This is a genomic window from Rahnella perminowiae (genome assembly GCF_019049695.1).
Lineage (GTDB): Bacteria > Pseudomonadota > Gammaproteobacteria > Enterobacterales > Enterobacteriaceae > Rahnella > Rahnella perminowiae.
Genome location: NZ_JAFMOT010000188.1, coordinates 54589 through 81308 on the forward strand (window position 1 = coordinate 54589; position 26720 = coordinate 81308).

A 26720-nucleotide genomic window follows, 5' to 3' on the forward strand; every position below is an offset into this window, starting at 1 on the left:
ATGGTTTCAGGTTTCAGTCATGCCTGAACTGCCGGTAAACAACCACCAGCAACTGAACCAGCATGGCGCCCAAAACGCACCAGAATATTGCGCTGGTGGCATACGCCAGTTCCTGAAACAGCGGACGAACGCGTGGATAAAAAGCCATACGCAATAAGAAACACACAGGGATAGAAGCCAGACCACCAATAAAAGACGAAAATATCGCCGAATCACGGGAAATCAGAGCGGTAACCACCCCCGGCAGCAGAAATAATAACAGACCATATTCTGGACCGGGCGCGACACTTATAACAATTACCCAACCATTTTTTAATAAAATAAATATAATTAAGAAAATTATGCAACAAATTACAGCCGCAAATACGTTTCGCCAAAGGGCCATTTTCTTCCTCCTTAAAGTTGGCGAGATTTCACAGGTTAACTGCAGCACCAATGTGTTCTTTATTACCTGTCAGAGCCTTCTGGCTCATTTCCCTGACGTGCCACGCACTCCCGCGAAACACAAAAAAAGCTTTCAGAATATTTATACGGGCTTTTCTCTGGCTGAACCGGCGTTCTATGACTAAAATGACGCCCGAAACCCACTTTTCCACGCCACTGACATCGGCGACAGAGGGTGTGAGTTTGAGTAGGAATATACCGTTTCTGAATTTATCCTTTACATTCTCCTATATCAAGAATTTGTTGGTAAACAATAAGTTATCCTTGTGAATATAAACGTCGCTAGTTTGTTAAACGGGAATTACATCCTGTTATTATTTGTAGTTTTAGCACTCGGTCTGTGCCTGGGGAAAATTCGTCTGGGTTCCGTTCAGCTCGGAAATTCTATTGGCGTATTAGTGGTTTCGCTGCTTTTGGGTCAGCAGCATTTCAGTATCAATACTGAAGCGCTCAACCTGGGCTTTATGCTGTTTATTTTTTGCGTAGGCGTCGAAGCAGGGCCAAACTTTTTTTCCATTTTCTTCCGTGATGGCAAAAATTATTTCATGCTGGCACTGGTGATGGTTGGCAGCGCCATGTTACTGGCCCTCGGACTCGGACGCGTATTCGGCTGGGACATCGGTCTCACCGCCGGTATGCTCGCCGGGTCGATGACGTCAACCCCGGTTCTGGTGGGTGCCGGAGATACGCTGCGTAATACCATGGGCGGCAACAAACTGCTTGGTCCTGAACTGGATAACCTGAGCCTCGGCTACGCCCTGACCTATCTCATCGGTCTGGTCAGCCTGATTTTCGGCGCTCGTTATCTGCCAAAGCTGCAACATCAGGATCTGCCCACCAGTGCCCAGCAAATCGCGCGCGAGCGTGGCCTGGATACCGACAGTAAACGTAAAGTCTATCTGCCGGTGATCCGCGCCTATCGCGTCGGACAAGAACTGGTCGCCTGGGCTGATGGCAAAAACCTGCGCGAACTGGGGATCTATCGCCAGACGGGTTGTTACATCGAGCGTATCCGCCGTAACGGTATTCTGGCGACTCCGGATGGCGACGCGGTATTACAGGTGGGCGACGAGATCTCACTGGTCGGCTATCCGGACGCACATTCACGCCTCGATCCGAGTTTTCGTAACGGCAAGGAAGTTTTTGACCGCGACCTGCTCGATATGCGCATCGTGACCGAAGAAGTGGTGGTTAAGAATAACCACGCGGTCGGCAAGCGTCTGAGTCAGCTGAACCTCACCGATCAGGGCTGTTTCCTTAACCGCGTGATCCGCAGCCAGATTGAAATGCCTATTGACGACAGTATCGTGCTGAATAAAGGCGATGTGTTGCAGGTCAGCGGCGATGCAAAACGGGTGAAAAGCGTGGCTGAGCGTATCGGGTTTATCTCGGTACACAGTCAGCTCACCGATTTGCTGGCCTTCTGCGCCTTCTTTATTGTCGGCCTGATGATCGGTCTCATCACTTTCCAGTTCAAAAACTTCAGCTTCGGCATCGGTAACGCTGCCGGGTTATTGTTCGCCGGGATCATGCTCGGCTTCCTGCGTGCTAATCACCCTACTTTCGGTTATATCCCGCAGGGCGCGCTGAACATGGTGAAAGAGTTTGGCCTGATGGTCTTTATGGCGGGTGTCGGCTTAAGCGCAGGCGCGGGTATCAATAACGGTCTTGGCGCGGTAGGCGGTCAGATGCTCATTTCCGGCCTGATTGTCAGCCTGGTGCCGGTGGTGATTTGCTTTATCTTCGGGGCATACGTTTTACGCATGAACCGCGCTTTGCTGTTCGGAGCCATTATGGGCGCACGTACCTGCGCCCCGGCAATGGAGATCATCAGCGACACGGCACGCAGTAACATTCCGGCACTCGGTTATGCAGGAACTTATGCCATTGCTAACGTATTACTGACGCTCGCCGGTACGTTGATCGTTATCATCTGGCCGGGGGCATGACGTAACCTGTTGAACAATAATGTGGCAAAAAAAAATCAATCCCTTTTTTAAATTTTTGCCACATCATACGAACTTTTAACGTTAGCCAGAGTCTTAATTAGTGCCACTGCTTTTCTTTGAAGTCCCCAAATTTGGAGAGCCCGTCAATCCCGCCTGTTTAGGTTCAAGATTGCCGGGTTTTTTCTTTTCTGCTTTACAAAACAAACCTTTACTGCTTATTTCTCGTTTTCAATCACCCGCACCAGCGTTCCGTCGATGTCGATCATCGCGCCCATTCTCAGCCCGGATGACTGCATGGTTGGCAGGTGGATACGCGGATGAGCGGTGTCGTCCTGCCCTATTCCGGCAGCAATTAAAGCATCAAAAAAATCACCGGCATTATCGACACGCAGACAGCAACTGAACCAGCTGGTGAGCGGATCAACGTCCGTATGCAGGAAAAACTCCAGCGTAATCGTGCCGCGGGCCATGATCAGCCAGCCGTCATCAACATACGTCGTGGTGAATCCAAAACTGCTATAAAAACGCTGGGTTTTTTCGAAATCACGTGAAGGAAGATTGGGTGTGGCGTAATCCGTCATCCTGGCCTCAGTGGTGTGTTGAATGTCACGCCATGATGCCTGAGCAAAAAGGATGAGGAAAGAAAAGGTCTTAACTATGTCATTCCCTGCCAACAGGCAGGGAATCAGGCACATGAGACGCGGAGCTCCGGAACTAAAGGGGCATGGCGTTTTTATCAGAACGGATACATCAGACCGGTAGCAACCTTGTCCTCGGGTTATTACATGATCCGCTCGAGATGTTGGCCTTTTCCCCCCAGACGTCCGTCGGTCTGATTCCATTCCTTCTCGTACGCCTGATAAGCAAATATAAAGGCCTGATGACCGTCTTCAAATAACTGATCGGGGCGTTTATGCCAGCCGGAATAAGCATCGTAGCGTAAAATCTCATAGCCGCCCGCAACCGGATGTAAAAGGTAGGTGTAGTGTTCACAAAATTCCGGTGCATAAGGAATATCTTCCCCCGCTTCCAGTGTGATAAACAAACCGCCGAGGCGTAATTTAATCATTGATATCCTTTTTCATGATCCACAACCTGGTGGTTTGGGTGGCGGTCACATAAGCCGTCTCAGCGACACAATGCATCCCCTGACGCTGATAAAAGCCGATAGCAGGCAGATTACTTTGCAATACGTCCAGCCAGAGAACGGGCTGATGATGATTTTTTGCCACGCGTTCAGCGAAAGCGAAAACGTCCGTCCCCAGGCCGCGCGAACGGTTCTCTGGCGTGAAATACAGTTTGCATAACTTCGCCCCCCGGCCTTCTGTACCATCCGGCGACACATTAAAATGCAGCTTAGCGAAACCGATGGCCTCCCCCTTATCCTGCGCAACCAGCCAGCAATAATCATGGCTTTTAAGGCTACGGGCTATCACCTCATCACCAAAATCTTCCGCCAGGAAAGCATCCAGCTCTTCATCGTTTTGCCATAAACCACCAAAATAATGGCGATACGTTTCCCGCCCCAGACGCTGCAACAGGCGTAAATCGCCCAATCTAGCTTCACGAATCTCCATTATGACACCTTTTGTGAAATCATTCGTTACATCTGCCTGTTGTCCCGCAACAGGGTAAGACAGCCGGCTTAAGGCTTCCTTAAGTTCTTCTCTTTACACTCTATTTCATCGTGAAACTATACCGTTATTCAATGAAAGCGGATATTCAGACGATGCACCCTTTACCTGCCGGACAGCACAAATTAACGTATTTGAAATTTTTTTGTGCTGTCAGCGCTTTGCCGGATTCTTTTGATGGCTATTTTGGCCTGTATAACTGAGGGTAGTATTATGGAGCAACTAAATCATTTGGTTTTTCTATGGATTAACGCGACACCGGCTTCACCGAAAGCGCTGATTCACCTTGCTACTTTTCTGGCCAATGACCTGATTATGATTGTCCCCCTGTTGATTATCGGCTTGTGGCTGTGGGGTCATCAGGAACGTATCGGTCAGCAGCGTGAGATGATCAGCAAGACAGCTATTGCACTCCTTTTTGCGATGACAACGGCTAAAACGTTTTCTATGTTATTTCCGCATGCCCGTCCTTTTGTGGAAGGCGTTGGTTATAACTTCCTGCATCATTCACCGGACGACTCCTTCCCGAGTGATCACGGCACGGCCAGTTTCACCTTCGCACTGGCCTTTCTGTTCTGGCACCGACTCTGGTCAGGTGCGTTACTGATGGTAACCGCCTTATCGATCGCCTGGTCACGCATTTACCTTGGCGTGCACTGGCCGCTGGATATGGTGGGCGGGTTCCTGGTCGGTATGCTGGGTTGTCTGTTCGCGCAACTGGTGTGGAATTTGTTCGGCGAACCGATTAACGCGCTGATGTGTAAGGTTTACCGTTTCGGTTTTGCGTTCCCGATTAAAAAAGGATGGGTTCAGCACTGATCGGCTCCCCCGTTCAAAGCAAAAAAAACGAGGCCACCTGCGCCTCGTTTTTTTATGTCGGCAGATGATTATTTACCGAAGATGCTGCCCCACAACCCACTGATTTTCATCATCACAAAGTCCCAGATACGGCCAATAAAACCGGTTTCTTTCACTTCCTGCAATGCCACCAGAGGACGCTGTTCGATAACCTTGCCGTCCAGACTGAAATCGACCGTACCGACCACCTGATTTTTCGCCAGCGGTGCCTCAAGCTGCGCATTAGTCAGATGGAAGCTGGCCTTGAGATTTTTCAGCTGGCCTTTCGGCATTGTCAGCGAGGCATTTTCAGCCACGCCGAGCGGCACCATTTTCTCATCGCCAAACCAGACGCGCTGACTGGTAAAGGCATCACCCGCTTTAATCGGCGTGAGTGTTTCGTAGAAACGGAACCCCCAGGTCAGCAGGCTTTCGCTTTCGTTGAAACGGATCCGGTCACTTGGTGCGCCCATCACCACGGCAATTAAACGCATGCCGGTAGAATCGCTGGCAGACGAAACCAGATTATAACCCGCACCTGATGTGTATCCGGTTTTGATGCCGTCAACGTTCAGGCTGGAACTCCACAACAGGCGGTTGCGGTTAATCTGCTTGATATGATTGAAGGTGAATTCTTTTTCTTTGTGCAGTGCATATTCATCCGGCGTATCGCGGATAAGCGCCTGCGACAACAGGGCCATGTCAGTGGCGGAGGTATATTGTCCGTCAGCATCCAGTCCGTGAACGGTTTTGAAATGCGTGTTTTGCAGCTTCAGTTGCTCAGCATAGCGATTCATCAGGTTGACGAATGAATCCTGGCTACCCGCCACAAAATCGGCCAGCGCAATACTGGCATCGTTACCTGACTGGATCACGATACCTTTGTTAAGCTCAGAAACCGGTACATGATCGCCCGGTTTGAGGAACATCAGGGAGGAGCCGCGCAGCACCGGGTTGCCGGTTGCCCAGGCATCATTACCGACGGAGACCAGATCATCAGATTTGATTTTGCCGGATTTGATCGCCTGTCCGACCACATAGCTGACCATGATTTTACTCAGGCTTGCCGGGTCAAGACGCGCATCGGGATTAGATTCCGTCAGAATCTTCCCGCTGTTGTAATCCATAAGCACCCAGGATTTGGCATTAATCTGAGGTGCGACCGGGGCGTTATCCGCCTGAGCGGCAGGAAGCGCCAGCAGCAAAACTCCACCGCCCAGCGCGTAAATGAAAGTCCGTTTGAATTGGGAAGAAATTGTCATAGGTATCAGCGCTTTTGTCCGGGTAATTGAAATTTATCTTATCTTTCAATCAGATTGTGCAACTCTGTCAGGTGTAGAACCTACTGCTTTCCGGGTCGGGAATAAACCTAAATAGTGTAAAGATCTTAAGAATAGTAGAAATTTCCGCTGCTTGCGCAAATCCAACTGGCGATAAAACCAGCAGTAAGCACTTGACCATTTCATTCAGATGGGACAGTTTATCTGTAAATAGCATACAAAATATCTATATCAATAAAGGGCTTATTCACCACGTTTCCCTCCGCGGCTGAACAGGTACAGGGCATCAATGACAGGTCTGTTGTTAAAAGCGCTGACTGGCGCACTGGTCGTGATTCTGATCGGCGTATTGTCTAAAACCCGCAACTATTACATTGCCGGTCTGGTTCCGCTGTTCCCCACTTTTGCCCTGATCGCCCATTATATTGTCGGCACAGAACGTAACATTGAAGCGCTGCGCACCACCATTATTTTTGGACTGTGGGCGGTGATCCCTTACACAGCGTATCTGATTTCTTTGTATTTTTTCATCGGCTCAATGAAACTGCACTACGCCCTGTTCGGTGCTGTGGTCTGCTGGTCACTGGCAGCATGGTTACTGATAAGCCTGTGGACGCGCTTTCATGCCTGATGAAGACCGCGTGACAATATCAGTCATAAAACCCTCAGGATGTAAACTTGCATGAGGCTGTTTGCACTCCGCTGAATGACGTCTGGCGCAAGCTGAAGTGGTCATGCTGCACGCATTTACAACAGACTGCATGCTGAGGGTTACAGCCGGAAATCACGGATAAAATCTTCGTTTTCACGCGTCAGTTCGTCCCGGATAAAATCAATGAACTGACGCAGTGAGGCCGGGCGTCGTTTACCGGCCGGTGACTGCAACTGCAACGTGCGCTGGCTGAGTTGCTCAATGTTGACCGGTTTAACGCGTAACCTGTCGCGGCGCGCTTTGTACATAATGGAAAAATGGCTGCATGCCGCAATCGCGCCCGGCGTCTGTACCATAAAATCGTACAGCGTGGAAAAACGGTTACAACTCACCGCAGGCTCAAGAAAAATGCCATTCATCCGGCAGGATAAATCAAACAACTGGCGGATGGTGCTGCCCTGCTCGTTCATCGCCAGCGGGTACGGATGCAAATCCGTCAACTGCACCTCAGTTTCCGCCAGCGGATGATCCGGACGCATCACCATCCGCACCGGTGCGGGGAAAGACGCCAGAATATCCACGCCGCGCTCCGCCGCCAGACTGAACTGCAACGCCAGATCCACTTCGCCGTTGTGGATCATCTCTGACACTTCTACCGCCGTGCCGACGTTGAGATAAAACATCACCCCCGGGTTGTTCAGCCGGAACTGTGAAAACAGTTGCGGCAACAAATCAAACGCCAGTCCGTCAGTGCAGGCCATACGGATCACCGTGCGGCGCACCGCGTTCAGCCCCTGAATTTCTGCAATGGCGTGCTCCATCTCCATCATGCTTTTGCGCACATGGTTTTCCAGAATCTGTCCGGCATCGTTGAGCACCATACCCCGGGCATGGCGCTCAAACAGCGGTGCGCCGATACGTTCTTCAAGGCGCTGGATCTGGCGACTGATGGCAGAGACGGCGACAAATAATTGCCTGCTCGCCGCACTCAGCGAACCGGTATTTGCCACCACCAGGAAATAGCGAATTTCCGTACTTTGCATAACCGTCTTGCCTCATAACTGTGCAAACCAGCATTACAATAAAAGCAACGCTAAGTTGCAATTATTATTATTGTGGCAACGCTTGCGCAGCGCTTAGAGTGAAACTGCTAAAAAAACCAACAATAAATCCTCAAAACATTTAAAAGCAGGTTATTCATGACAGCGGAAAATATCGTAGAACAGGCATTAGCCTGGTTTGATCAGGGTGAATATAAACGAACGTTGGCACGCAGGGTGGCTATTGCCACTGAAAGCCAGAGTCAGCTGCGTGATGCAGAACTGGCGCGTTATCTGGATGAAGAGATTAAACCGGCACTTTCAGCGATGGGTTTCAGCCTGCTCAGCATTGAAAATCCTCATGCCGTCAACCGACCTTTCCTGATTGCTACACGCATTGAAGACAGCAAATTGCCTACCGTACTGAGCTATGGTCACGGCGACGTGGTGTTCGGTGACGATGAGAACTGGCGCAGTGATCTGTCGCCGTGGGTGTTGAAAGAGGAAGGCGATCGCTGGTACGGACGCGGCAGCGCCGATAACAAAGGCCAGCACAGCGTCAACATTGCGGCACTTGAACAAATCTTTAAAGCACGCGGCGGGCGCCTCGGCTTTAACTGCAAACTGCTGTTTGAAATGGGTGAGGAAATCAGCTCTCCCGGGCTGGCAGAACTTTGCCGCGACTATTATGACGAACTCAGCGCCGATATTTTTCTGGCATCCGACGGCCCGCGCCTGAGTGCTGCACGTCCAACGTTGTTTCTGGGTTCGCGCGGTGCGGTAAATTTCCGTCTGAGTATCCATGCCCGCGACAACGCCTATCACTCCGGTAACTGGGGCGGTCTGCTGACCAATCCCGGCATCCAGCTTGCCAATGCGCTGGCCTCGCTGGTGAATCAACAGGGTCAGTTACAGGTGGCAGCGCTTAAACCTCCTGCTGTCAGTGATGCAGTGCGGGAAATTCTCAGTGATGTTGAGGTCGGGGGTGACAAAAACGATCCGCAAATCGACCCCGACTGGGGCGAAGCCGGGCTGACACCCACCGAGCGTTTATATGCCTGGAATACGCTGGAAGTACTGTCATTCCTGACCGGCAATCCGCAGCGCCCGATGAACGCCATCCCCGCCAGCGCTACGGCGGTCTGTCAGTTGCGTTTTGTGGTTGGCACTGACTGGAAAAACCTGACAAAACATGTCCGTGATCATCTCCATGCGCACGGTTTCCCGCAGGTAGAAGTGGAATTTATGCGTGGTTCGCCGGCCACCCGTTTTGACCCGACCGACCCGCTGGTGGGCTGGGCGCTGGATATCATGCAGCAAGCCACCGGCAAAAAACCGGCACTGCTACCGAACCTCGGCGGTTCACTGCCCAATGACGTCTTTGCCGATATTCTCGGTCTGCCGACGTTATGGGTGCCGCATTCCTATCCGGCCTGCGGTCAGCATGGCGTCAACGAACATATGCTGCTTTCCGTCGCCCGTGAAGGGCTGGCAATCATGACCCACCTGTTATGGGACTTCGGTGAGCACGGCACCGCCCTGCTCGCTCAGCACAGTGATCATGCCGGAGGTGCCCGATGAGCCAGTTAACGGCTTCACCCAACGCAACAGGCAATGCGGCAGATAAACCGGGCCTGATGAAAACCCTTTTTGCGACCTGTATCGGTAACGCGCTGGAATGGTTTGATATCGCGATTTACGGTTTTTTCGCCAGCTATATTGCTCATGCCTATTTCCCGACATCCGACCCGACCGTTTCCCTGTTACTGACATTCGGCAGCTTCGGCGTGTCATTCCTGATCCGCCCGCTCGGTGCCATTGTACTGGGCGCTTATGCGGACAGGCACGGGCGCAAAGCCTCGTTGCTGTTATCCATTAGCCTGATGATGGCCGGCGGCCTGATCATCGTGATCACGCCGTCTTACGGCACTATCGGCATGGCGGCTCCGCTGCTGATTCTGGCGGCCCGTCTGATCCAAGGTTTTTCAGCGGGTGGCGAATTCGGCAGTTCTACGGCTTTTCTGGTCGAACACTTCCCGGAACGCAAAGCATTTATCGCCAGCTGGCAATTCGCGACACAGGGTGCGAGTACACTGCTGGCATCAGCATTCGGACTGGGCTTATCGGCAGTGCTGAGTGAAACACAACTTCAGGACTGGGGATGGCGGATCCCGTTTATCTTCGGGCTGCTGATAGGGCCGGTGGGTTTGTATATCCGCCGCCATATCCGGGAATCGGACAGTTTCAGCAAGGCCAGGAAAACCGCCTCGCCGTTGAAAGAAATCGTGCGGGCGCAAAAAGGTCTGTTCTTTACCGCGATTGGTCTGATGGTGGTCTCTACTGCCATTAACTATATGCTCAACTATGTGCCGACGTACGCGACCAAAACGCTGCATTTACCCGCGTCGGCGGGGTTCAGCGCCACGCTGGCGGCCGGGATTATCCTGACAGTAGTGACACCGGTGATGGGATTGTGGGCGGAGAAAATTGGCCGTCTGCCGCTGATGTGGGGGTCGCTTATTTTGCTGTTGCTGACCGTGTATCCGGCGTTCTGGCTGATGCTGCAACATACCTCCGCGATGTCCTTGCTGTTGCTGATAAGCTGGCTGGCACTGCTGAAATCGGTGTATTTCTCCACCGTGCCGTCGATGATGGCTGACCTGTTCCCGATCACCACCCGCGCCAGCGGCATGGCGATCAGCTACAACGTCGCCGTAACCGTGTTCGGTGGATTTGCGCCCTTCATCTGTACATTGCTGATTTCCGCCACCGGCAGCAGTCTGGCACCGGGCTACTATCTGATGATGGTGGGTTTGCTCAGCGTCTGGGCATTGTTCAGAGCGCAAAAAACCCAGCACTGAGGGATCTGACAGGCTGAATCTGAGGCGGGCTAAAATGGCCCGCCTTTTTTATTGACTTAATCCTTCAACGGCTGAGTCTGCGGTGCCACTTTCAGTAATTTGCCGTCACGATCGTCAGTCAGTACATACACAAATCCGTCAGTACCTACCTGCACTTCACGAATACGTTCCTTGCGGTCACTGAGTAAACGCTCTTCATGTGTGACTTTCTCCCCGTCGAGTGTCAGGCGGATCAGCGACTCTGACGCCAGCGCGCCGACAAACAGCGAGTTTTTCCATTGCGGGAATTTCTGCGCATTATAAAACGCCATGCCACTTAATGCCGGTGAAACTTTCCAGTAATAAATCGGATCTTCCGCGCCTGCTAACGTGGTGCCTTTGGCCTCCGGGATCGGCTGTCCGGAATAGTTGATCCCGAATGTCGCCAGCGGCCAGCCGTAGTTTTTACCGGCTTTCGGCAGATTCACTTCATCGCCGCCGCGCGGACCGTGTTCGGTTTCCCACAACGCGCCGCTCCACGGATTAACCGCCAGCCCCTGCGGATTACGATTACCGTAGGTCCAGATTTCCGGTTTCGCACGTTTGTCGTGAACAAACGGGTTGTCCTGCGGCACCCCGCCTTCCGCTGTCAGACGTAAAATTTTGCCTTGCAACTGGTTGAGATGCTGCGCGTTAATGCGCTGGTTATTGTCACCGGTGGACAGAAAAATATTGCCCTTGTCATCAAATGCAATACGCCCGCCGAGATTAATGCCGCTTTGTAAGGCCGGTTGCTGAACAAATATGACCTTAAAATCTGCCAGGGTTTTATTGTCCGCCGACAATGTGCCATAACCCAGGGCGGCATGTGGTTCACCCTTTTCTCCCGGTTGCGCAAATGTCAGATACACCCGGCGGTTACTGTCAAAATCAGGTGATAAGCGCACGTCCCACAAACCGGCCTGTCCTGCGACCCAGACGGCCGGTACACCGTTCAACGGCGCAGACAATCCTGAGTCCGGCTTCCACAGCCGCAGTTGTCCGCTGCGTTCGGTAATCAATGCCCCCTGATTATCGGGTAAAAAAGCCAAAGACCAGGGGTGATCGAGCCCCCTGGCCAGTTCCGTTACCTGTGCGCCGGCCAGCGGCGGTGGAACGGGGGATTTCGGGGCGGCACAGACGTGGGTGGTTAACATCATCGCTATAAAAGCAGGCAGTAATGTGTCGCGCAAAGAAAATGGCATAGCGCTTCTCCCGAAGTGATTTTTGCAGGTGAAGAGGAAAACATGAGAATCACAGACAAAATTCAGTTTAGGCCATGTCCCTGATTTTGCTCAGCGGTTGCGTACGGCTATAACCTATAGGAATAACAGCGCTGCGAAATATAATAACAACAAGGCATTCCCTCTTTTGTAACATACCGGTAAACTGCCCCCACAGAATAGACGTCCAGACAGACAGACTTCTGCACATCCTCAATCTGGAAAGCCGCATTGCCTTCCCGGATTTACGCCCAAAAACACCAGAAAAAACATCGCGTCCGACGGAGCTGTTCAATAATGAAAAAAATATCCGCCTCCCTGCTGGCATTAAGCCTGTTTTCCGCTCTGCCGGCGTTCGCTGCCGGTGAAACACCCGCGCCGGTTCCTGCGGTTATTGCTCAGCACAACGGTCCTGTGCGCATTGCGGTTATCCGTAATCTGGGCTCCGACGATAACACCACGCAGTTTCTGGCCGGTGCCATTAAACAGGGACGCGCGCTTGGCTTTAAAGTGGATACTTTCCTCAGTAATGGCGATGACGCGAAATTTCAGGATTTCGTTAATCAGGCTATTAGCCAGAAATACGACGGTATTATCCTGTCACAGGGGCGCGGCCCGTATTCTGAGGCGCTGGTGAAACGCATCGCGGCAGCGGGTATTGCGGTGTCCGCATTTGATACCGAAGTGCCGGAAAACATTCCTGGCGTTACGGTCACCCGCCAGGACGATGCCTCGCTGGCGAAAGCATCTGTTGGTCAGCTGGTGAAAGATTTCAACGGTAAAGCCAATATCGTCAAATTGTGGGTGGCCGGTTTCCCGCCAATGGAACGCCGCCAGAAAACCTACGAAGCGATTTTAAAAGAGAATCCGGGCATTCATCAGCTGGAATCTATCGGCGCAGTCTCTTCTGATGTACAGGGCGATACCGCAAACAAAGTCGGTGCAATTCTCGCCAAATATCCGAAAGGGCAAATTGACGCTATCTGGGGTGCATGGGATGCCTTTAGTCAGGGCGCATATAAGGCGCTGAAAGAAAATGGCCGTACCGAGATTAAACTTTACAGCATCGATGTGTCGAACCAGGATTTACAGCTGATGCGCGAAAAAGGCAGCCCGTGGCAGATGACGGCTGCGGTGGACACACAGCTGATTGGTGCGGTTAACCTGCGAATTGTGGCACTCAAAATTGCCGGCGAGAAAACCCCGGCAACCTATGAATTCCCGGCGCAAACAATTCCGCAATCTTTGCTGCTTAGCCAGCCGGACGGCATCAACGTGACCGGACTGAGCAAAATCATTCCTGGCTGGGGTAAATCTGCAGATTTCACCGCACCGTGGTTTGCGACGCTGGAAGCCAAATACAAAAAATAATCCCCTGGACCTCCCGGAAACGGGAGGTTTTTTCAGCATTTTACGGGTCTATATCAGGCGCTTCCCCTCACTTTTCCCGCTCAACATTCCCCCGTTTGCCTTGTGCGATCACAGAAATAAAGAAACATAAATTCAGAAACAAAAATCTCAATAGCCGCAGACCCCCGCCAACCGTTAAAAACGTACTCTCCCTTTTCATATGGACATTCACGCAATGAGTACAGAAATCCTTTCGGTCAAGGAAAAGATTGGATACGGATTAGGTGACGCCGCCAGTCATATCATTTTCGATAACGTCATGCTCTACATGATGTTTTTCTATACCGATATTTTCGGCATTCCGGCGGGTTACGTCGGTACAATGTTCCTGCTGGCCCGCGCACTGGACGCGATCTCGGACCCGTGCATGGGATTACTGGCAGACCGTACCCGCACGCGCTGGGGAAAATTCCGCCCTTATGTGCTCTTCGGCGCCATTCCTTTTGGCATCGTCTGCGTATTCACCTACACCACGCCGGAGCTAAGCATGACCGGCAAAATGATTTATGCCGCCATCACATATACCCTGCTGACGCTGATGTATACCGTGGTCAATATTCCTTATTGCGCTCTCGGCGGTGTGATTACCTCTGACCCGGCGCAGCGGATTTCGCTGCAATCGTACCGCTTTGTTCTCGCCACGGCAGGCGGCATGCTAAGTACCGTGCTGATGATGCCGCTGGTTAACTTTATCGGCGGTGAAAATAAAGCGCTCGGTTATCAGGGCGGGATTGCGGTACTGGCGATTGTCGCTGCCGTGATGCTGGCGATTTGTTTTGCCACGACCAAAGAACGTATTGACCCGGGCAAACCGACCGGCACCATGCGCGAAGACTTACGTGACATCTGGCACAACGACCAGTGGCGTATTGTCGGCCTGCTGACCATCCTCAATATCATGGCGGTCGCGGTTCGCGGCGGCGCCATGATGTATTACGTGACGTACATTCTCGGCAATCCGGTGCTGTTCGCCTGGTTCCTTGGCGTGTATTCCGTCGGCAACCTGATCGGCAGCGCACTGGCGAAGCCGCTTACCGACTGGAAATGTAAGGTCAGCGTTTTCTGGTGGACTAACGCCATTCTGGCGGTTCTGAGCATCGGCATGTTCTTCCTGCCTGTTCACGGCAGCGTTGTGATGTTTATCTTTATCTTTATTATCGGCGTCCTCCATCAGCTCGTGACCCCGATTCAATGGGTAATGATGTCTGACACTGTCGATTACGGTGAATGGAACGACGGAAAACGCCTCACGGGTATCAGCTTTGCAGGCACTCTGTTTGTGCTGAAACTCGGTCTGGCACTGGCTGGTGCCATGATCGGCTGGATGCTGGCAGGTGCCGGTTATCAGTCCGGTGCTGCCACTCAAAACAGTGCCACCATGACCAGCATTGTCGCACTGTTTACGGTGGTTCCGGCCGTCTGTTATCTGCTGAGCGCCATCATCTGTAAACGCTATTACATTCTTCGCACCCCGCTGCTGCGCCGCATCCTTGATGAGGTCGCACAGGGCATCCGCCGTAATCAGCAAGAATTTATGAAATAAACCTGCTTTTGAAGAACTGAAACTGTTTTAACTGAACATGCCCAAAATCATTCGTGCTGAATCAAGAGGGCAACTCAGTGAATCCCCGGGAGCATACATAAATATGTGGCCGGGGTTCGCGAAGGCAGCCAACGCAGAGTCAGTATGAAGGATGAAGGGCTAGAGGAGAAAAATTAATGAAAATCAGTGATGGTAACTGGTTGATCCAGGAAGGATTGTCACTCACGCATCCGCTTCAGGTGTTTGAAGTACAACGCTCAGGAAATGAGATGGTGATTTACGCCGCGCCGAAAGATGCATCGGAACGCGCCAGCCAGCTCGACTCACCGCTGTTTACGCTGCGTTTCTTCTCACCGCAGACCGGCGTAATAGGTGTACGCATTACTCATTTTGATGGTGAAAGAGAGAAAGGCCCGCATTACCCGTTAATCCAAACCGACACACCAGAACTGCGTTTTGAAGATAACGATGAATTCGCCGCACTGCACAGCGGTGATCTCTGTGTTCGTGTGACCAAAGGCAATAACTGGACGCTGGATTTCCTGCGCAACGGCCGCCGGATCACCGGCAGTGTTGCGAAGTCTAACGGCTATGTGCAAGATGCGAAAACACAGAAAACCTACATGATGGAACGTCTGGATCTGGGCGTCGGCGAAACGGTTTACGGCCTGGGAGAGCGTTTCACCGCACTGGTTAAAAATGGTCAGACGGTTGAGACCTGGAACCGTGACGGCGGCACCAGCACAGAGCAATCCTACAAAAACATTCCGTTCTACCTGACGAACCGCGGCTATGGCGTGCTGGTGAATCATCCCGAATGTGTGTCTTTTGAAGTTGGCTCTGAAAAAGTCTCCAAGGTGCAGTTCAGCGTGGAAGGCGAGTATCTCGAATATTTTGTTATCGACGGCCCGACGCCGAAAAAAGTGCTCGACCGTTATACCCGCCTGACCGGCCGCCCTGCACTTCCACCAGCCTGGTCGTTTGGCCTGTGGCTGACGACTTCGTTTACCACCAATTATGATGAAGCAACCGTCAACAGCTTTATTGACGGCATGGCAGAACGTGAACTGCCACTGCATGTTTTCCATTTTGACTGCTTCTGGATGAAGGCTTTCCAGTGGTGTGATTTCGAATGGGATCCGCAAACTTTCCCTGATCCACAGGGTATGTTGCAGCGCCTGAAAGCGCGCGGTCTGAAAATCTGCGTGTGGATCAATCCGTACATCGGCCAAAAATCGCCGCTGTTCCATGAGGGCAAAGTAAAAGGCTATCTGCTCAAACGCCCTGACGGTCGTGTCTGGCAGTGGGATAAATGGCAGGCAGGCATGGGGATTGTCGATTTCACCAATCCACAGGCCTGCGAATGGTACGCCGGACACCTGAAACGTCTGGTGGATATGGGCGTAGATTGCTTCAAAACCGATTTCGGTGAACGTATTCCTACCGATGTTATCTGGCACGACGGCAGTGATCCGCAGAAGATGCATAACCATTATGCGTTCGTGTACAACAAACTGGTGTACGAAACATTGCAGGATAAGCTTGGTGCCGATGAAGCAGTCCTGTTTGCCCGCTCAGCCTCGGTGGGCGCACAACAATTCCCGGTTCACTGGGGCGGTGACTGTTATGCCACTTACGAGTCCATGGCTGAAAGCCTGCGCGGCGGATTATCCATCGGGTTGTCCGGCTTTGGTTTCTGGAGCCATGACATTGGCGGCTTCGAAAACACCGCACCGGCACATATCTACAAACGCTGGTGCGCATTCGGCCTGCTCTCCAGCCACAGCCGCCTGCATGGCAGTAAATCCTATCGTGTGCCGTGGGTATATGACGATGAAGCCTGCGACGTGGTACGCCAGTTCACGCAGCTTAAATGCCGCCTGATGCCGTATCTCTACCCGGCATCTGCACAGGCCGCCAGTCATGGAACGCCGGTGATGCGCGCCATGATGCTGGAGTTCCCTGAAGATCCGGCATGCGATTATCTCGATCGCCAATATATGCTCGGTGACGACCTGCTGGTGGCCCCCGTTTTCAGCGAAGAAGGCGACGTCGATTTCTATCTGCCACAAGGCCGCTGGACGCATCTTCTGAGCAACGACGTGGCTGAAGGCTCACGCTGGCATCGTCAGCAGCATGGCTTCGACAGTTTGCCGTTGTATGTCCGTCCGAATACCTTGCTGGCGCTTGGCAGCAATGATCAGAAGCCGGATTATGTTTACAACCAGCAGCCTCAATTCCATTTGTTCGAACTGGAAGAAGGCGCGGTCGCGGAAAGCGCGATCACGGATCTGAGCGGGAAAACCGTCTTCACTCTCAGCGCGGTGCGCAATGGCAACACCATCATTCTGACCAGTAAAGGCGACGCGCCAGGCTGGACGCTCTGTCTGCGTAATATTCAGCAGATAGCCGGTTTTAGTCAGGGCACATCAGCAATTCAGGCATCGGGCATCGTCCTGACACCCGAAGCGGGCTGTAAAGAGTTCGTGATTACGTTATAAAATTCATCAATAACCGGCCTCGCCGCCTTTCCGGGCTGCGGGGCTTTTTTATGCGGTGCCTAAACGTCCTGATAAACACTTTCGCCATGAATGCTACGGTATTCTTTAGGCGTCATTTCATAGCCTTTTTTAAATACTGAATAGAAATATTGCAGCGAGGGATAACCGCACATTTGCGAGATCTCATTGATGGAAATCGAGGTGGCGGCCAGCAGATTGCGGGCACGATCGAGTTTTTCTTCGTGGATCACTCCGTGAATCGTTTGCCCGGTTTCATCTTTAAAACGTTTCTCAAGGTTAGATCGCGACATGCCAATGGCATCCAGCACCTGCTCAACTTTAATCCCTTTGCAGGCGTGATAACGGATGTAATGCATAGCCTGAATGACGGCAGGGTCACGCAGTGATCGGAAATCCGTTGAACGACGCTCTACTACCTTCACCGGCGGCACCAGAATACGCTGTAACGGCAATTCGCGCTGATCCAACAACTGATGCAAAAGTTTCGCGGCGCGATAGCCCATCTGACGCGTGCCCTGTACTACGGATGACAACGCGACACGCGACAGGTAGCGCGTCAGTTCCTCATTATCGATACCAATGACGCAAAGCTTTTCTGGCACAGGAATATTCAGATGCTCGCATACCTGTAACAGATGCCGCGCCCGGGCGTCGGTGACAGCAATAATGCCGGTTTGCTGTGGCAGTGTCTGGATCCAATCCGCCAGCCGGTTCTGGGCGTGCTGCCAGTTTTCCGGTGCGGTTTCCATGCCCTGATAGACTACGCCCTGATACTGCTCGGCAGACACCAGCTTTCTGAACGCATGCTCGCGTTCCTGCGCCCAGCGCTTTCCCCCTGCATCAGGCAGACCGTAAAATGCAAAACGGTTAATCCCCTTTTCTTTCAGGTGCATAAAGGCCGCTTCAACCAGTGCGTAGTTGTCGGTAGCGATATAATGTACCGGCGGATAATCTTCTTCCTGATGATAGGAACCGCCCACGCCGACAATCGGCACGTTGAGACCTTCGAGCAACGTTTCAATTTCACGGTCGTCAAAATCGGCGATCACGCCATCACCTAGCCAGTCTTTAATGTTGTCGATGCGACAGCGGAAATCTTCCTCAATAAAGATATCCCAGTCACTTTGTGAGGCCTGAAGGTATTCACCTACGCCTTCGACGACCTGACGGTCATAGACTTTATTGGCGTTAAATAACAACGTGATCCGATAACGTTTTTCAAACATACCTGTTTCTCACCGATGATCTAATAGACTAAAGCCTCATTCATTTGCACTAATGAATGAGGCTGATTGGGTTGGTCAATAGCACAACACAAGGGCTTACGTAGATTTGGCATAGCGAATTTGTGAGGCTCCTCAGGTTTTCCTGAATGACAGTCCGCCATCACGGTGATCTTCGCTGACTTTATGCGCGCCGTTTGGTCGCAGAATCCATCCAGACCGCCAGCAGTAAAATCGCGCCTTTGACGATGTATTGCCAGAACGTCGGCACATCCAGCATGCTCATGCCGTTATCCAGCGAGGCCATAATGAAAGCCCCCATAACGGCACCGGCCACGCTGCCAACACCGCCTGCAAGGCTGGTTCCGCCAATAACACAAGCCGCGATGGCATCCAGTTCCGCGATATTGCCCGCCGAAGGCGAACCAGCCCCCAACCGCGAACTGAGGATCAGACCGGCAATCGCTACCATCAGCCCGTTGATCGCAAACACCGCCAGTTTGCTGCGCTCCACGTTAACGCCGGATAACCGTGCCGCTTCTATGTTGCCGCCAATCGCATAAATACGGCGACCAAATGCAGTACGGGAGGCCATGAACATGCCGCCCAGCATCAGCGCCACCAGAATCAGCACGGGCGTCGGCACACCGCGATAATCATTGAGCAGGTAAATAGCCCCCAGCGCAATAATCGCAGTGAGAGCCTGACGGGTCACATCACTTTTTGCTGCTGTCAGCGGCAAACCCAGTGCCGCCCGCTGTTTGCGCCTGCGCCATTGCCAGCCAATGAACAGGGCCAGCGCAATTGCGCCAATACCAAAACCGAAAGAATCAGGCAGATAACTCTGACCAATTAATGACATGGCAGGGGTTGTCGGCGATACCGTGGTGCCGCTGGTGATACCAATCAGAATGCCGCGAAACGCCAGCATTCCGGCCAGGGTTACGATAAATGAGGGGACCTTGCGATACGCGACCCACCAGCCATTCCAGGCACCCAGTAACAATCCGAGCGCCAGTGTCACCACAATAGTGAGCGGCAACGGCCAGCCGAGCCAGACATCGAAAATTGCCGCCGCGCCACCGAGTAATCCCATCATGGAGCCGACTGACAGGTCGATTTCCGCCGAGATAATGACAAATACCATACCGACAGCCAGAATGCCGGTGATTGCCGTCTGGCGCAGCAGGTTAGACACGTTACGGGCACTGATATACGCGCCATCGGTGGTCACGCTAAAAAAGACAATAATCACCGCAATGGCCGCCAGCATGACGAATACCTGCAGGTTAATGCTTTTTAGTTTCTGTATCGAAAATAACACGTCAGCCTCATCGGGACGGGCTGACGCAGACGGGGTTCCCGGCTGTGGAAATTTAGACATAAGATTCACTCCTCAGTGCGGCTTCCATGACCTGTTCCTGACTTAAATTATTGTTATCCAGACAGGCTTTGACCTGCCCGAGATGCATCACTACTACCCGATCGCTGAGCCCCAGCACTTCGGGTAACTCTGATGAAATGACGATAATCGCCATTCCCTGCGCCGCGAGCTGGCCGATCAATTTGTAAATTTCATGTTTTGCCCCGACGTCGATCCCGCGCGTCGGTTCATCAAGAATGAGGATTTTAGGTTTGAGCAGCAGACACCTCGCCAGAATGGCTTTTTGCTGATTGCCACCACTGAGCCGCCCGATCGCCAGTTCGGGAGAAGATGTTTTGATTTTGAGTTGCTTCACTGACTCACTGATAGTGTGCTGTTCCTGGGCTTCGCGCAGAACACCGCCGCCGCTGAACTGACTTAACGCCGCCAGCGTAATGTTGCTGCCAACCGCCATCACCGGCACGATGCCGTCACGTTTACGGTCTTCAGGCACCATCGCCAGCCCGCGGCGCATCGCATCACGGCAATCGGTGATCTGCACTTTTGAACCTTGCAACCAGATATCTCCCGACCAGCGCCCGGGATAAACACCGTACAAACATTCCATCATTTCTGTTCTTCCGGCGCCCACCAGCCCGGCGACACCCAGCACCTCGCCCTGCCGCAGGGTAAAACCGGCGTTATCCACCCGTTTGATATGCCGGTTAACCGGATGCCAGGCAGTGAGATTTTCCACCCGTAAAATTTCTTCACCGATCTGGCGTTCACGGGACGGAAAGAGCTCAGTCAGTTCGCGCCCCACCATCATGGCGATAATTTCTTTCTCCGATGTCCCTGCGGCATTGCAGGTGGCGATATGTCTCCCATCACGGATCACACACAGTTTGTCGGAAATGGCTTTGACTTCGTTGAGTTTGTGGGAAATGTAAATGCAGGCGATATCGTGATGACGCAGGTCACGAATGATATCGAGCAAAATCGCCGTTTCACTTTCGGTCAGAGACGCCGTCGGTTCGTCCAGCACCAGCAACCGGACCTGCTTGTTCAGCGCTTTGGCAATTTCAACCAGTTGCCGCTGCCCAAGGCCCAGTTCACCAATCCGTGTATGCGGGTCAATATTGAGTTTGACCTGCGCCAGCATGCGCTGGCAGCGCAAATACATTTTATCGGTGTCGAGCATCCCGTAACTGCCCCACTCATTTCCCAGAAACATGTTTTCCAGTACGCTCAGTTGTTTTACCAGCGCGAGTTCCTGATGAATAATCGCAATTCCTTTTTGCTCGGTATCCCGGATACCCTTCGCTGTAAGCCGTTCTCCTGAAAAATAAATTTCACCTTCAAATGTGCCTTGCGGATAAATACCGCACAACACTTTCATTAATGTGGATTTACCTGACCCATTTTCACCGCACAGTGATAACACTTCTCCCGCAGATAACGTCAGGCTAATATTATCAACGGCTTTTACCACACCAAACCTCTTAGTGATATTGCGCATATCCAGCAACGGTAATTTTTCATATTGTTCTGGCATTTTCACCCCCGGCAGAAACAACACCTCCACAAGGAGGTGTTGTTTCCATAGAAAATATTGAAAAATTAAAGGTCTGACTTTTTGTGGAATCCATCAGCCACTACGGTGCTTTCAATATTACTTTTATCCACCTGAATCGGTGTCAATAAATAAGATGGCACCTCTTTTTTACCATTATTTAATGTGGCATTTGATTTCGGGGTTTCTCCTTTACCTAACTGCACTGCAATTTCTGCAGCATCATTGGCCAGTTTAGTAATTGGCTTGTAAACGGTCATGGTTTGAGTGCCGGCTTCGATTCGTTTAATTGCAGCAAGGTCGGCATCCTGCCCCGAAATAGCCACTTTCCCTGCCAGCCCTTGTGCTGACAGTGCCTGCACTGCGCCCCCGGCTGTTGCATCGTTAGATGCCACCACCGCATCAATTTTATTGTTGTTAGCGGTCAGGGCATTTTCCATAATTTTTAAGGCGTTTTCCGGCAACCACCCGTCAGCCCACTGATCGCCCACGATTTTAATCTTTCCGTCTTTGATGAGCGGATTCAGCACCTTCATCTGGCCAGCGCGGAACAGCTTGGCATTGTTATCCACCGGTGAGCCCCCCATCAGGAAATAATTTCCCTGCGGTACACGCTGAACCAGGCTTTGTGCCTGGAGTTCGCCGACTTTTTCATTGTCAAAAGAGATATAAAAATCAATATCCGCGTTGTTGATCATGCGGTCATACGCCAGCACTTTGATGCCTTCCTGCTTAGCTTCGGCAATCACGTTACTGAGCACTTCGCCGTTGTACGGAATGATGACCAGCACATCAACGCCGCGATTGATCATATTTTCAATCTGCGCCATTTGTGTTTCTTCATTGCCGTTGGCGGATTGCACAAAAACATCCGCTCCCAGCGTTTTGGCTTTAGCCACAAAAATATCACGGTCTTTTTGCCAGCGTTCTAAACGTAAGTCATCAATAGCCATGCCAATTTTAATTTCTTTCGCTAACCCTGACTGGCTAAAAAGCACTAATGCGGCACAGGCAGAAAGAATTACTTTATTCATTTTCATCATGTCAGACCTTTTATAAGAATAAGTAGAGGCAGATACAGAGAAGTATGTACAGCAATGACACAAGGATTGTTGTCGCTGGGTAATTAATCGGCAATTGCAGATTTTAATCACTGCATTACGATTTTTTGTTTATTTTAGGAACTATGATGGTGATCATGGTTTGATTGTAATACGCACAAGCCAGGTACTTTTATTATCGTGATGTCATGGAAAGCGGGTAAAAAATGACAAGAAAAAGGGTTATTTATGCGATCTGCCGCACACTTAATAATTCTATTAAATTGAGTGTGAAATAACGTAATTGTGAGATTAAACGTCAACTCCGAAGATAGAGCCTCAGCCTCCCAGTCCCGCTGGGCCCGTTTTCAAGGAGTTATCAATGCACGCATATTTCGACAAACTCGACGCAGTCCGCTACGAAGGTGCTAACAGCACTAACCCGTTGGCATTCCGTCATTACAACCCTGAAGAAGTGATCCTCGGCAAAACGATGGCTGAGCATCTGCGTTTCGCCGCCTGTTACTGGCATACATTCTGCTGGAACGGCAACGATATGTTCGGTGTGGGTGCCTTTGATCGCCCGTGGCAGCAAGCGGGCGATGCGCTGGAACTGGCTAAACGCAAGGCGGATGTTGCATTTGAATTTTTCCAGAAACTGAACGTCCCTTATTATTGCTTCCATGACGTTGACGTCTCGCCGGAAGGCGCATCAATTAAAGAATACGTGAATAATTTTGCCATCATGACCGATGTACTGGCGCAAAAACAGGAAGCCAGCGGGGTAAAATTATTGTGGGGTACAGCTAACTGCTTCACCCATCCACGTTACGGCGCAGGCGCAGCAACCAATCCTAATCCAGAAATTTATACCTGGGCCGCCGCACAGGTTGTGCACGCTATGAACGCCACCAAACAACTGGGCGGCGAAAATTACGTGCTGTGGGGTGGCCGTGAAGGGTACGAAACCCTGCTCAACACTGATCTTCGTCAGGAACGCGAACAGCTGGGTCGCTTCATGCAGATGGTGGTTGAGCATAAACATAAAATTGGTTTTCAGGGCACGCTGTTGATCGAACCCAAACCGCAGGAACCGACCAAACATCAGTACGATTATGATGTCGCTTCCGTGTATGGCTTCCTGAAACAGTTCGGTCTGGAAAAAGAGATTAAAGTGAATATCGAGGCCAATCACGCCACGCTGGCCGGTCACTCATTCCACCATGAAATTGCTAACGCAATTGCTCTCGGTATCTTCGGTTCCGTCGATGCTAACCGTGGTGACCCGCAATGTGGCTGGGATACCGATCAGTTCCCGAACAGCGTGGAAGAAAATGCACTGGTAATGTATGAAATCATCAAAGCAGGCGGTTTCACTACCGGTGGTCTGAATTTTGACTCGAAAGTTCGTCGCCAAAGCACCGATAAATATGACCTGTTCTACGGCCATATCGGCGGAATGGACACCATGGCGCTGGCGCTGAAAGTGGCAGCCCGTATGATTGAAAGCCGTGAGCTCGATAAGCACGTTGCCCAGCGTTACGCTGGCTGGAACACAGAATTAGGTCAGCAGATCCTGCAGGGCAAAATGTCACTGGAAACCCTGAGCAGCTATGCGCAACAAAATGCGCTGGCACCTCAGCACCAGAGCGGTCAGCAGGAGCGTCTGGAAAATCTGGTTAACCGCTACCTGTTTGGTTAACCGGTTAAAATAAGTTGGCGCCCTGCCCGCTATAGGCGGAATTGCAGGGCGTTAAACGTTACAGGTTCGGATCAACAGATAAGGGAAAATTATGTATCTCGGATTAGATCTGGGCACCTCTGGCGTCAAAGCCATTTTGCTTAGCGAAGAAGGTGGGGTGGTCGCCAGCCACAGTGAGGCGTTAACCCTTTCCCGCCCGCATCCGTTGTGGTCTGAGCAAAATCCTGCCGACTGGTGGGATGCAACGGACCGCGCAGTATCTGCACTGTCACAACAACACTCTCTGCGGGGTGTAAAAGCGATTGGCCTGACCGGTCAGATGCATGGCGCTACTCTGCTGGACGCACAGCAAAAAGTCTTACGTCCGGCCATTTTATGGAACGACGGTCGCAGTTTCAGCCAGTGTCAGCAACTGGAGGCGGAAGTCCCTGCGTCCCGCCAGATCACCGGTAACCTGATGATGCCTGGTTTTACTGCCCCTAAGCTGCTCTGGTTGCGTAAAAACGAACCGGCTGTATTTGCTAAAATAAACAAGGTCTTGCTGCCAAAAGATTATCTGCGCTGGCTGATAACCGGCGTTTTCGCCAGCGATATGTCAGATGCCGCTGGCACCATGTGGCTGGATGTTGCCAGGCGCGACTGGAGCGACGCATTACTTACTGCAACCGGCCTGACCCGCGAACAGATGCCCGCTCTTTTCGAAGGCAACCAGATTACCGGGCATCTGCTGCCTGAAATCGCCTCACGCTGGAATATGGATTCCGTGCCCGTGATTGCCGGTGGTGGTGATAATGCGGCGGGTGCCGTCGGTGTCGGATTATACAAAACCGGACAAGCTATGCTTTCCCTCGGCACATCCGGTGTATATTTCGCCGTCAGCGACGGTTTCCTGAGTAATCCGCAGCAGGCAGTACACAGTTTCTGTCATGCGCTGCCGGATACCTGGCATTTGATGTCCGTCATACTTAGCGCCGCCTCATGTCTGGATTGGGCCGCAAACCTGACTGGCTCCGCATCCGTTGGCGAACTGATCAATCTGGCTGAAAAGGCTCCGGTCGCAAATGCACCCGTATGGTTTTTGCCGTATCTCTCCGGCGAGCGTACTCCGCATAATAACCCGAATGCCAAAGGTGTTTTGTTCGGTCTGACACATCAGCATGGCCCTGCGGATATCGCCCGTGCCGTTCTCGAAGGTGTCGGTTTCGCACTGGCTGACGGCATGGATGTGCTACATGCAACCGGCCTGATACCGCACAGCGTCACCCTCATTGGCGGCGGTGCCCGCAGCCCGTACTGGCGTCAGATGCTGGCAGACATCAGCGGCAAAACGCTGGAATACCGCACGGGTGGCGACGTCGGCCCGGCACTTGGCGCAGCGCGTTTAGCGCAAATCGCCATGAATCCGGGAAAACCGCCGGAGCAGTTCCTGCCGGAACTGCCACTTGAGCAAGTGCATCAGCCGGATGCTGATAAGCACACTGCGTATGCGGAACGGAGGAAAGTGTTCAGGGAGTTGTATGTGAGACTTGAGGGATTGATGTAATGGCGGATTGGCCATCAGGGCAATGTCAATGAAGGCCTGATCGGGAAGATTTCGGTTTCTCAAGTGCAGCGGTCACCTGAAGCACAGTGCCGAAACCGACCAGAGGGGAAAAGCTTTTCCCCTCTGAACTCCCCTCGCTTTTTCAAACACGTGATCCGCGCGCCGGCTATGTTTCAGGTATCGCAGCGACAGGCTGGAAATCTTGCCGCTGCGCGGTGCCTTCTCTCGGTCCTGGAGCCTCTGGTCTCCAGGCCGCTCCGTTCAGCAAGATTCCTGAATCGCCCGCACGATCTTTAAATCAACGGCAGACTGTTTTTCATCTTTTAAAAGGTTGATTGGCGTGCTCAAAAATGGCACCGAATGAATGGTTCGAGACCTATGGCTCGAAGCCTGAAATTCGGGAATCGCGCAGCGATGACATTTTGCGCCACACACTGATGCACCAGAATATGTCCTTCATACCAGCGATAGCGCGCAGTGAAAAAAGCGCGGAGTCCAGAGGCCCGCGCGTTACCGGGTCTCTGGTCGGTGTGGGCCGACGCCCACGGTTTTGCAGTTGCAGTTGCAGGTCAAGGGTAAATCCCCTTGAAGGTTGTCTTCTTCCTCGGCTCCGACATAATCCCCTCCAGCGCTTCGACACATTTCAGATAATGCGCTGTTTTTTTGTGCGCCAGTACAGCCTCGTTATCCTGATAGGCTTCATAGATAAAGAATCGTGTCGGTACCGACTCATCCTGCAGCACATCAAACCTGAGATTTCCCGGTTCCTTCACCGCGCCCAAATGGTTAGCGTGAAATACCGCCAGGAACTCATCCACCTTTTCCGGGTGAATGTTAATTTCGACCAGTGTCACTTCCATGAT

22 protein-coding genes are annotated in these 26720 nt (G+C 52.0%); 10 read left to right on the plus strand and 12 right to left on the minus strand.

From position 1 onward, the window contains the following. Positions 1-13 precede the first annotated feature (13 nt). The gene (gene ybjM, locus J1781_RS23800) at positions 14-433 is read right to left on the minus strand and encodes an inner membrane protein YbjM (protein WP_258453268.1); all 420 of its coding nucleotides are present in this window, start codon (positions 431-433) and stop codon (positions 14-16) included. 277 nt (positions 434-710) lie between these two features. On the opposite strand from ybjM, the gene J1781_RS23805 reads away from it, so the two are divergent. After that, the gene (locus J1781_RS23805) at positions 711-2393 is read left to right on the plus strand and encodes an aspartate:alanine antiporter (protein ID WP_129951515.1); all 1683 of its coding nucleotides are present in this window, start codon (positions 711-713) and stop codon (positions 2391-2393) included. Positions 2394-2608: 215 nt separating this feature from the next. Here the strand turns inward: J1781_RS23805 and J1781_RS23810 are convergent, their stop codons facing one another. The 3 genes from J1781_RS23810 to J1781_RS23820 form a co-directional block, all read right to left on the minus strand. After that, on the minus strand, positions 2609-2974 hold the full coding sequence (locus J1781_RS23810; protein ID WP_217219713.1) for a bleomycin resistance protein: 366 nt from the start codon (positions 2972-2974) through the stop codon (positions 2609-2611). Positions 2975-3174: 200 nt separating this feature from the next. Then, positions 3175-3462, minus strand: a complete 288-nt coding sequence (locus J1781_RS23815) for a hypothetical protein (RefSeq protein ID WP_129951516.1) — start codon at positions 3460-3462, stop codon at positions 3175-3177. Next, positions 3455-3970, minus strand: a complete 516-nt coding sequence (locus tag J1781_RS23820; protein WP_217219711.1) for a GNAT family N-acetyltransferase — start codon at positions 3968-3970, stop codon at positions 3455-3457. Before J1781_RS23820 ends, J1781_RS23815 begins: the two co-directional genes overlap by 8 nt. Before the next feature lie 270 nt (positions 3971-4240). Between J1781_RS23820 and ybjG the strand changes: the two genes are divergently transcribed. Next, positions 4241-4846 carry an undecaprenyl-diphosphate phosphatase gene (ybjG, locus tag J1781_RS23825; protein ID WP_129951518.1) on the plus strand — a complete coding sequence of 202 codons (606 nt, stop codon included), beginning with the start codon at positions 4241-4243 and terminating at the stop codon, positions 4844-4846. A gap of 68 nt (positions 4847-4914) precedes the next feature. Here ybjG and J1781_RS23830 read toward each other — a convergent pair whose 3' ends face one another. After that, entirely contained in the window at positions 4915-6126 is a 1212-nt protein-coding gene (locus tag J1781_RS23830) for a serine hydrolase (RefSeq protein ID WP_129951519.1), read from the minus strand. Between the two features lie 307 nt (positions 6127-6433). Here J1781_RS23830 and J1781_RS23835 point away from each other — a divergent pair, with 307 nt between their 5' ends. Continuing rightward, on the plus strand, positions 6434-6775 hold the full coding sequence (locus J1781_RS23835) for a GlpM family protein (protein WP_129990372.1): 342 nt from the start codon (positions 6434-6436) through the stop codon (positions 6773-6775). Between the two features lie 140 nt (positions 6776-6915). On the opposite strand, the gene J1781_RS23840 is transcribed toward J1781_RS23835, so the two are convergent. Further along, positions 6916-7839, minus strand: coding sequence for a LysR family transcriptional regulator (locus J1781_RS23840; RefSeq protein ID WP_129951521.1), 924 nt, complete (start codon positions 7837-7839; stop codon positions 6916-6918). Positions 7840-7995: 156 nt separating this feature from the next. On the opposite strand from J1781_RS23840, the gene J1781_RS23845 reads away from it, so the two are divergent. Then, positions 7996-9417 carry a M20 family metallopeptidase gene (locus J1781_RS23845; protein ID WP_217138323.1) on the plus strand — a complete coding sequence of 474 codons (1422 nt, stop codon included), beginning with the start codon at positions 7996-7998 and terminating at the stop codon, positions 9415-9417. After that, complete coding sequence (locus J1781_RS23850) at positions 9414-10697, plus strand: MFS transporter (protein WP_217138324.1); 1284 nt, start codon at positions 9414-9416, stop codon at positions 10695-10697. The genes J1781_RS23845 and J1781_RS23850 overlap by 4 nt, the downstream gene beginning before the upstream one ends. 56 nt (positions 10698-10753) lie before the next feature. Here J1781_RS23850 and J1781_RS23855 read toward each other — a convergent pair whose 3' ends face one another. After that, the gene (locus J1781_RS23855; protein ID WP_217234289.1) at positions 10754-11920 is read right to left on the minus strand and encodes a PQQ-dependent sugar dehydrogenase; all 1167 of its coding nucleotides are present in this window, start codon (positions 11918-11920) and stop codon (positions 10754-10756) included. Between the two features lie 315 nt (positions 11921-12235). On the opposite strand from J1781_RS23855, the gene J1781_RS23860 reads away from it, so the two are divergent. The 3 genes from J1781_RS23860 (at position 12236) to yicI (ending at position 17392) form a co-directional block, all read left to right on the plus strand. Beyond that, complete coding sequence (locus J1781_RS23860; RefSeq protein ID WP_129951525.1) at positions 12236-13309, plus strand: sugar ABC transporter substrate-binding protein; 1074 nt, start codon at positions 12236-12238, stop codon at positions 13307-13309. A gap of 214 nt (positions 13310-13523) precedes the next feature. Next, the gene (locus J1781_RS23865; protein ID WP_129951526.1) at positions 13524-14891 is read left to right on the plus strand and encodes a glycoside-pentoside-hexuronide family transporter; all 1368 of its coding nucleotides are present in this window, start codon (positions 13524-13526) and stop codon (positions 14889-14891) included. A gap of 176 nt (positions 14892-15067) precedes the next feature. Then, on the plus strand, positions 15068-17392 hold the full coding sequence (gene yicI / locus J1781_RS23870; RefSeq protein ID WP_217234290.1) for an alpha-xylosidase: 2325 nt from the start codon (positions 15068-15070) through the stop codon (positions 17390-17392). A 59-nt stretch (positions 17393-17451) separates the two neighbouring features. Here yicI and xylR read toward each other — a convergent pair whose 3' ends face one another. From xylR to xylF, 4 genes are all read right to left on the minus strand, one after another. Next, the gene (gene xylR / locus J1781_RS23875) at positions 17452-18639 is read right to left on the minus strand and encodes a D-xylose utilization transcriptional activator XylR (RefSeq protein ID WP_129951528.1); all 1188 of its coding nucleotides are present in this window, start codon (positions 18637-18639) and stop codon (positions 17452-17454) included. 181 nt (positions 18640-18820) lie between these two features. Continuing rightward, on the minus strand, positions 18821-20020 hold the full coding sequence (gene xylH / locus J1781_RS23880; RefSeq protein ID WP_129990378.1) for a xylose ABC transporter permease XylH: 1200 nt from the start codon (positions 20018-20020) through the stop codon (positions 18821-18823). Further along, complete coding sequence (locus tag J1781_RS23885; RefSeq protein ID WP_217234291.1) at positions 20013-21554, minus strand: xylose ABC transporter ATP-binding protein; 1542 nt, start codon at positions 21552-21554, stop codon at positions 20013-20015. The genes xylH and J1781_RS23885 overlap by 8 nt, the downstream gene beginning before the upstream one ends. 65 nt (positions 21555-21619) lie before the next feature. Beyond that, the gene (gene xylF, locus J1781_RS23890) at positions 21620-22612 is read right to left on the minus strand and encodes a D-xylose ABC transporter substrate-binding protein (protein WP_129952122.1); all 993 of its coding nucleotides are present in this window, start codon (positions 22610-22612) and stop codon (positions 21620-21622) included. Between the two features lie 382 nt (positions 22613-22994). Here xylF and xylA point away from each other — a divergent pair, with 382 nt between their 5' ends. Both xylA and xylB read left to right on the plus strand, forming a co-directional pair. After that, on the plus strand, positions 22995-24314 hold the full coding sequence (xylA, locus tag J1781_RS23895; protein WP_129951531.1) for a xylose isomerase: 1320 nt from the start codon (positions 22995-22997) through the stop codon (positions 24312-24314). 91 nt (positions 24315-24405) lie between these two features. Then, the gene (gene xylB / locus J1781_RS23900) at positions 24406-25857 is read left to right on the plus strand and encodes a xylulokinase (RefSeq protein ID WP_217234292.1); all 1452 of its coding nucleotides are present in this window, start codon (positions 24406-24408) and stop codon (positions 25855-25857) included. Between the two features lie 569 nt (positions 25858-26426). Here xylB and lsrG read toward each other — a convergent pair. Then, on the minus strand, positions 26427-26717 hold the full coding sequence (gene lsrG / locus J1781_RS23905) for a (4S)-4-hydroxy-5-phosphonooxypentane-2,3-dione isomerase (RefSeq protein WP_129990380.1): 291 nt from the start codon (positions 26715-26717) through the stop codon (positions 26427-26429). Positions 26718-26720 lie beyond the last annotated feature (3 nt).

What these genes read in the sequence shown, in the direction of transcription:
- J1781_RS23810 (WP_217219713.1), bottom strand. Translation starts at nt 2,974, where the DNA reads ATGACGGATTACGCCACACCCAATCTTCCTTCACGTGATTTCGAAAAA.
- J1781_RS23815 (WP_129951516.1), bottom strand. Translation starts at nt 3,462, where the DNA reads ATGATTAAATTACGCCTCGGCGGTTTGTTTATCACACTGGAAGCGGGG.
- J1781_RS23820 (WP_217219711.1), bottom strand. Translation starts at nt 3,970, where the DNA reads ATGGAGATTCGTGAAGCTAGATTGGGCGATTTACGCCTGTTGCAGCGT.
- ybjG (WP_129951518.1), top strand. Translation starts at nt 4,241, where the DNA reads ATGGAGCAACTAAATCATTTGGTTTTTCTATGGATTAACGCGACACCG.
- J1781_RS23830 (WP_129951519.1), bottom strand. Translation starts at nt 6,126, where the DNA reads ATGACAATTTCTTCCCAATTCAAACGGACTTTCATTTACGCGCTGGGC.
- J1781_RS23835 (WP_129990372.1), top strand. Translation starts at nt 6,434, where the DNA reads ATGACAGGTCTGTTGTTAAAAGCGCTGACTGGCGCACTGGTCGTGATT.
- J1781_RS23840 (WP_129951521.1), bottom strand. Translation starts at nt 7,839, where the DNA reads ATGCAAAGTACGGAAATTCGCTATTTCCTGGTGGTGGCAAATACCGGT.
- J1781_RS23845 (WP_217138323.1), top strand. Translation starts at nt 7,996, where the DNA reads ATGACAGCGGAAAATATCGTAGAACAGGCATTAGCCTGGTTTGATCAG.
- J1781_RS23850 (WP_217138324.1), top strand. Translation starts at nt 9,414, where the DNA reads ATGAGCCAGTTAACGGCTTCACCCAACGCAACAGGCAATGCGGCAGAT.
- J1781_RS23855 (WP_217234289.1), bottom strand. Translation starts at nt 11,920, where the DNA reads ATGCCATTTTCTTTGCGCGACACATTACTGCCTGCTTTTATAGCGATG.
- J1781_RS23860 (WP_129951525.1), top strand. Translation starts at nt 12,236, where the DNA reads ATGAAAAAAATATCCGCCTCCCTGCTGGCATTAAGCCTGTTTTCCGCT.
- J1781_RS23865 (WP_129951526.1), top strand. Translation starts at nt 13,524, where the DNA reads ATGAGTACAGAAATCCTTTCGGTCAAGGAAAAGATTGGATACGGATTA.
- yicI (WP_217234290.1), top strand. Translation starts at nt 15,068, where the DNA reads ATGAAAATCAGTGATGGTAACTGGTTGATCCAGGAAGGATTGTCACTC.
- xylR (WP_129951528.1), bottom strand. Translation starts at nt 18,639, where the DNA reads ATGTTTGAAAAACGTTATCGGATCACGTTGTTATTTAACGCCAATAAA.
- xylH (WP_129990378.1), bottom strand. Translation starts at nt 20,020, where the DNA reads ATGTCTAAATTTCCACAGCCGGGAACCCCGTCTGCGTCAGCCCGTCCC.
- J1781_RS23885 (WP_217234291.1), bottom strand. Translation starts at nt 21,554, where the DNA reads ATGCCAGAACAATATGAAAAATTACCGTTGCTGGATATGCGCAATATC.
- xylF (WP_129952122.1), bottom strand. Translation starts at nt 22,612, where the DNA reads ATGAAAATGAATAAAGTAATTCTTTCTGCCTGTGCCGCATTAGTGCTT.
- xylA (WP_129951531.1), top strand. Translation starts at nt 22,995, where the DNA reads ATGCACGCATATTTCGACAAACTCGACGCAGTCCGCTACGAAGGTGCT.
- xylB (WP_217234292.1), top strand. Translation starts at nt 24,406, where the DNA reads ATGTATCTCGGATTAGATCTGGGCACCTCTGGCGTCAAAGCCATTTTG.
- lsrG (WP_129990380.1), bottom strand. Translation starts at nt 26,717, where the DNA reads ATGGAAGTGACACTGGTCGAAATTAACATTCACCCGGAAAAGGTGGAT.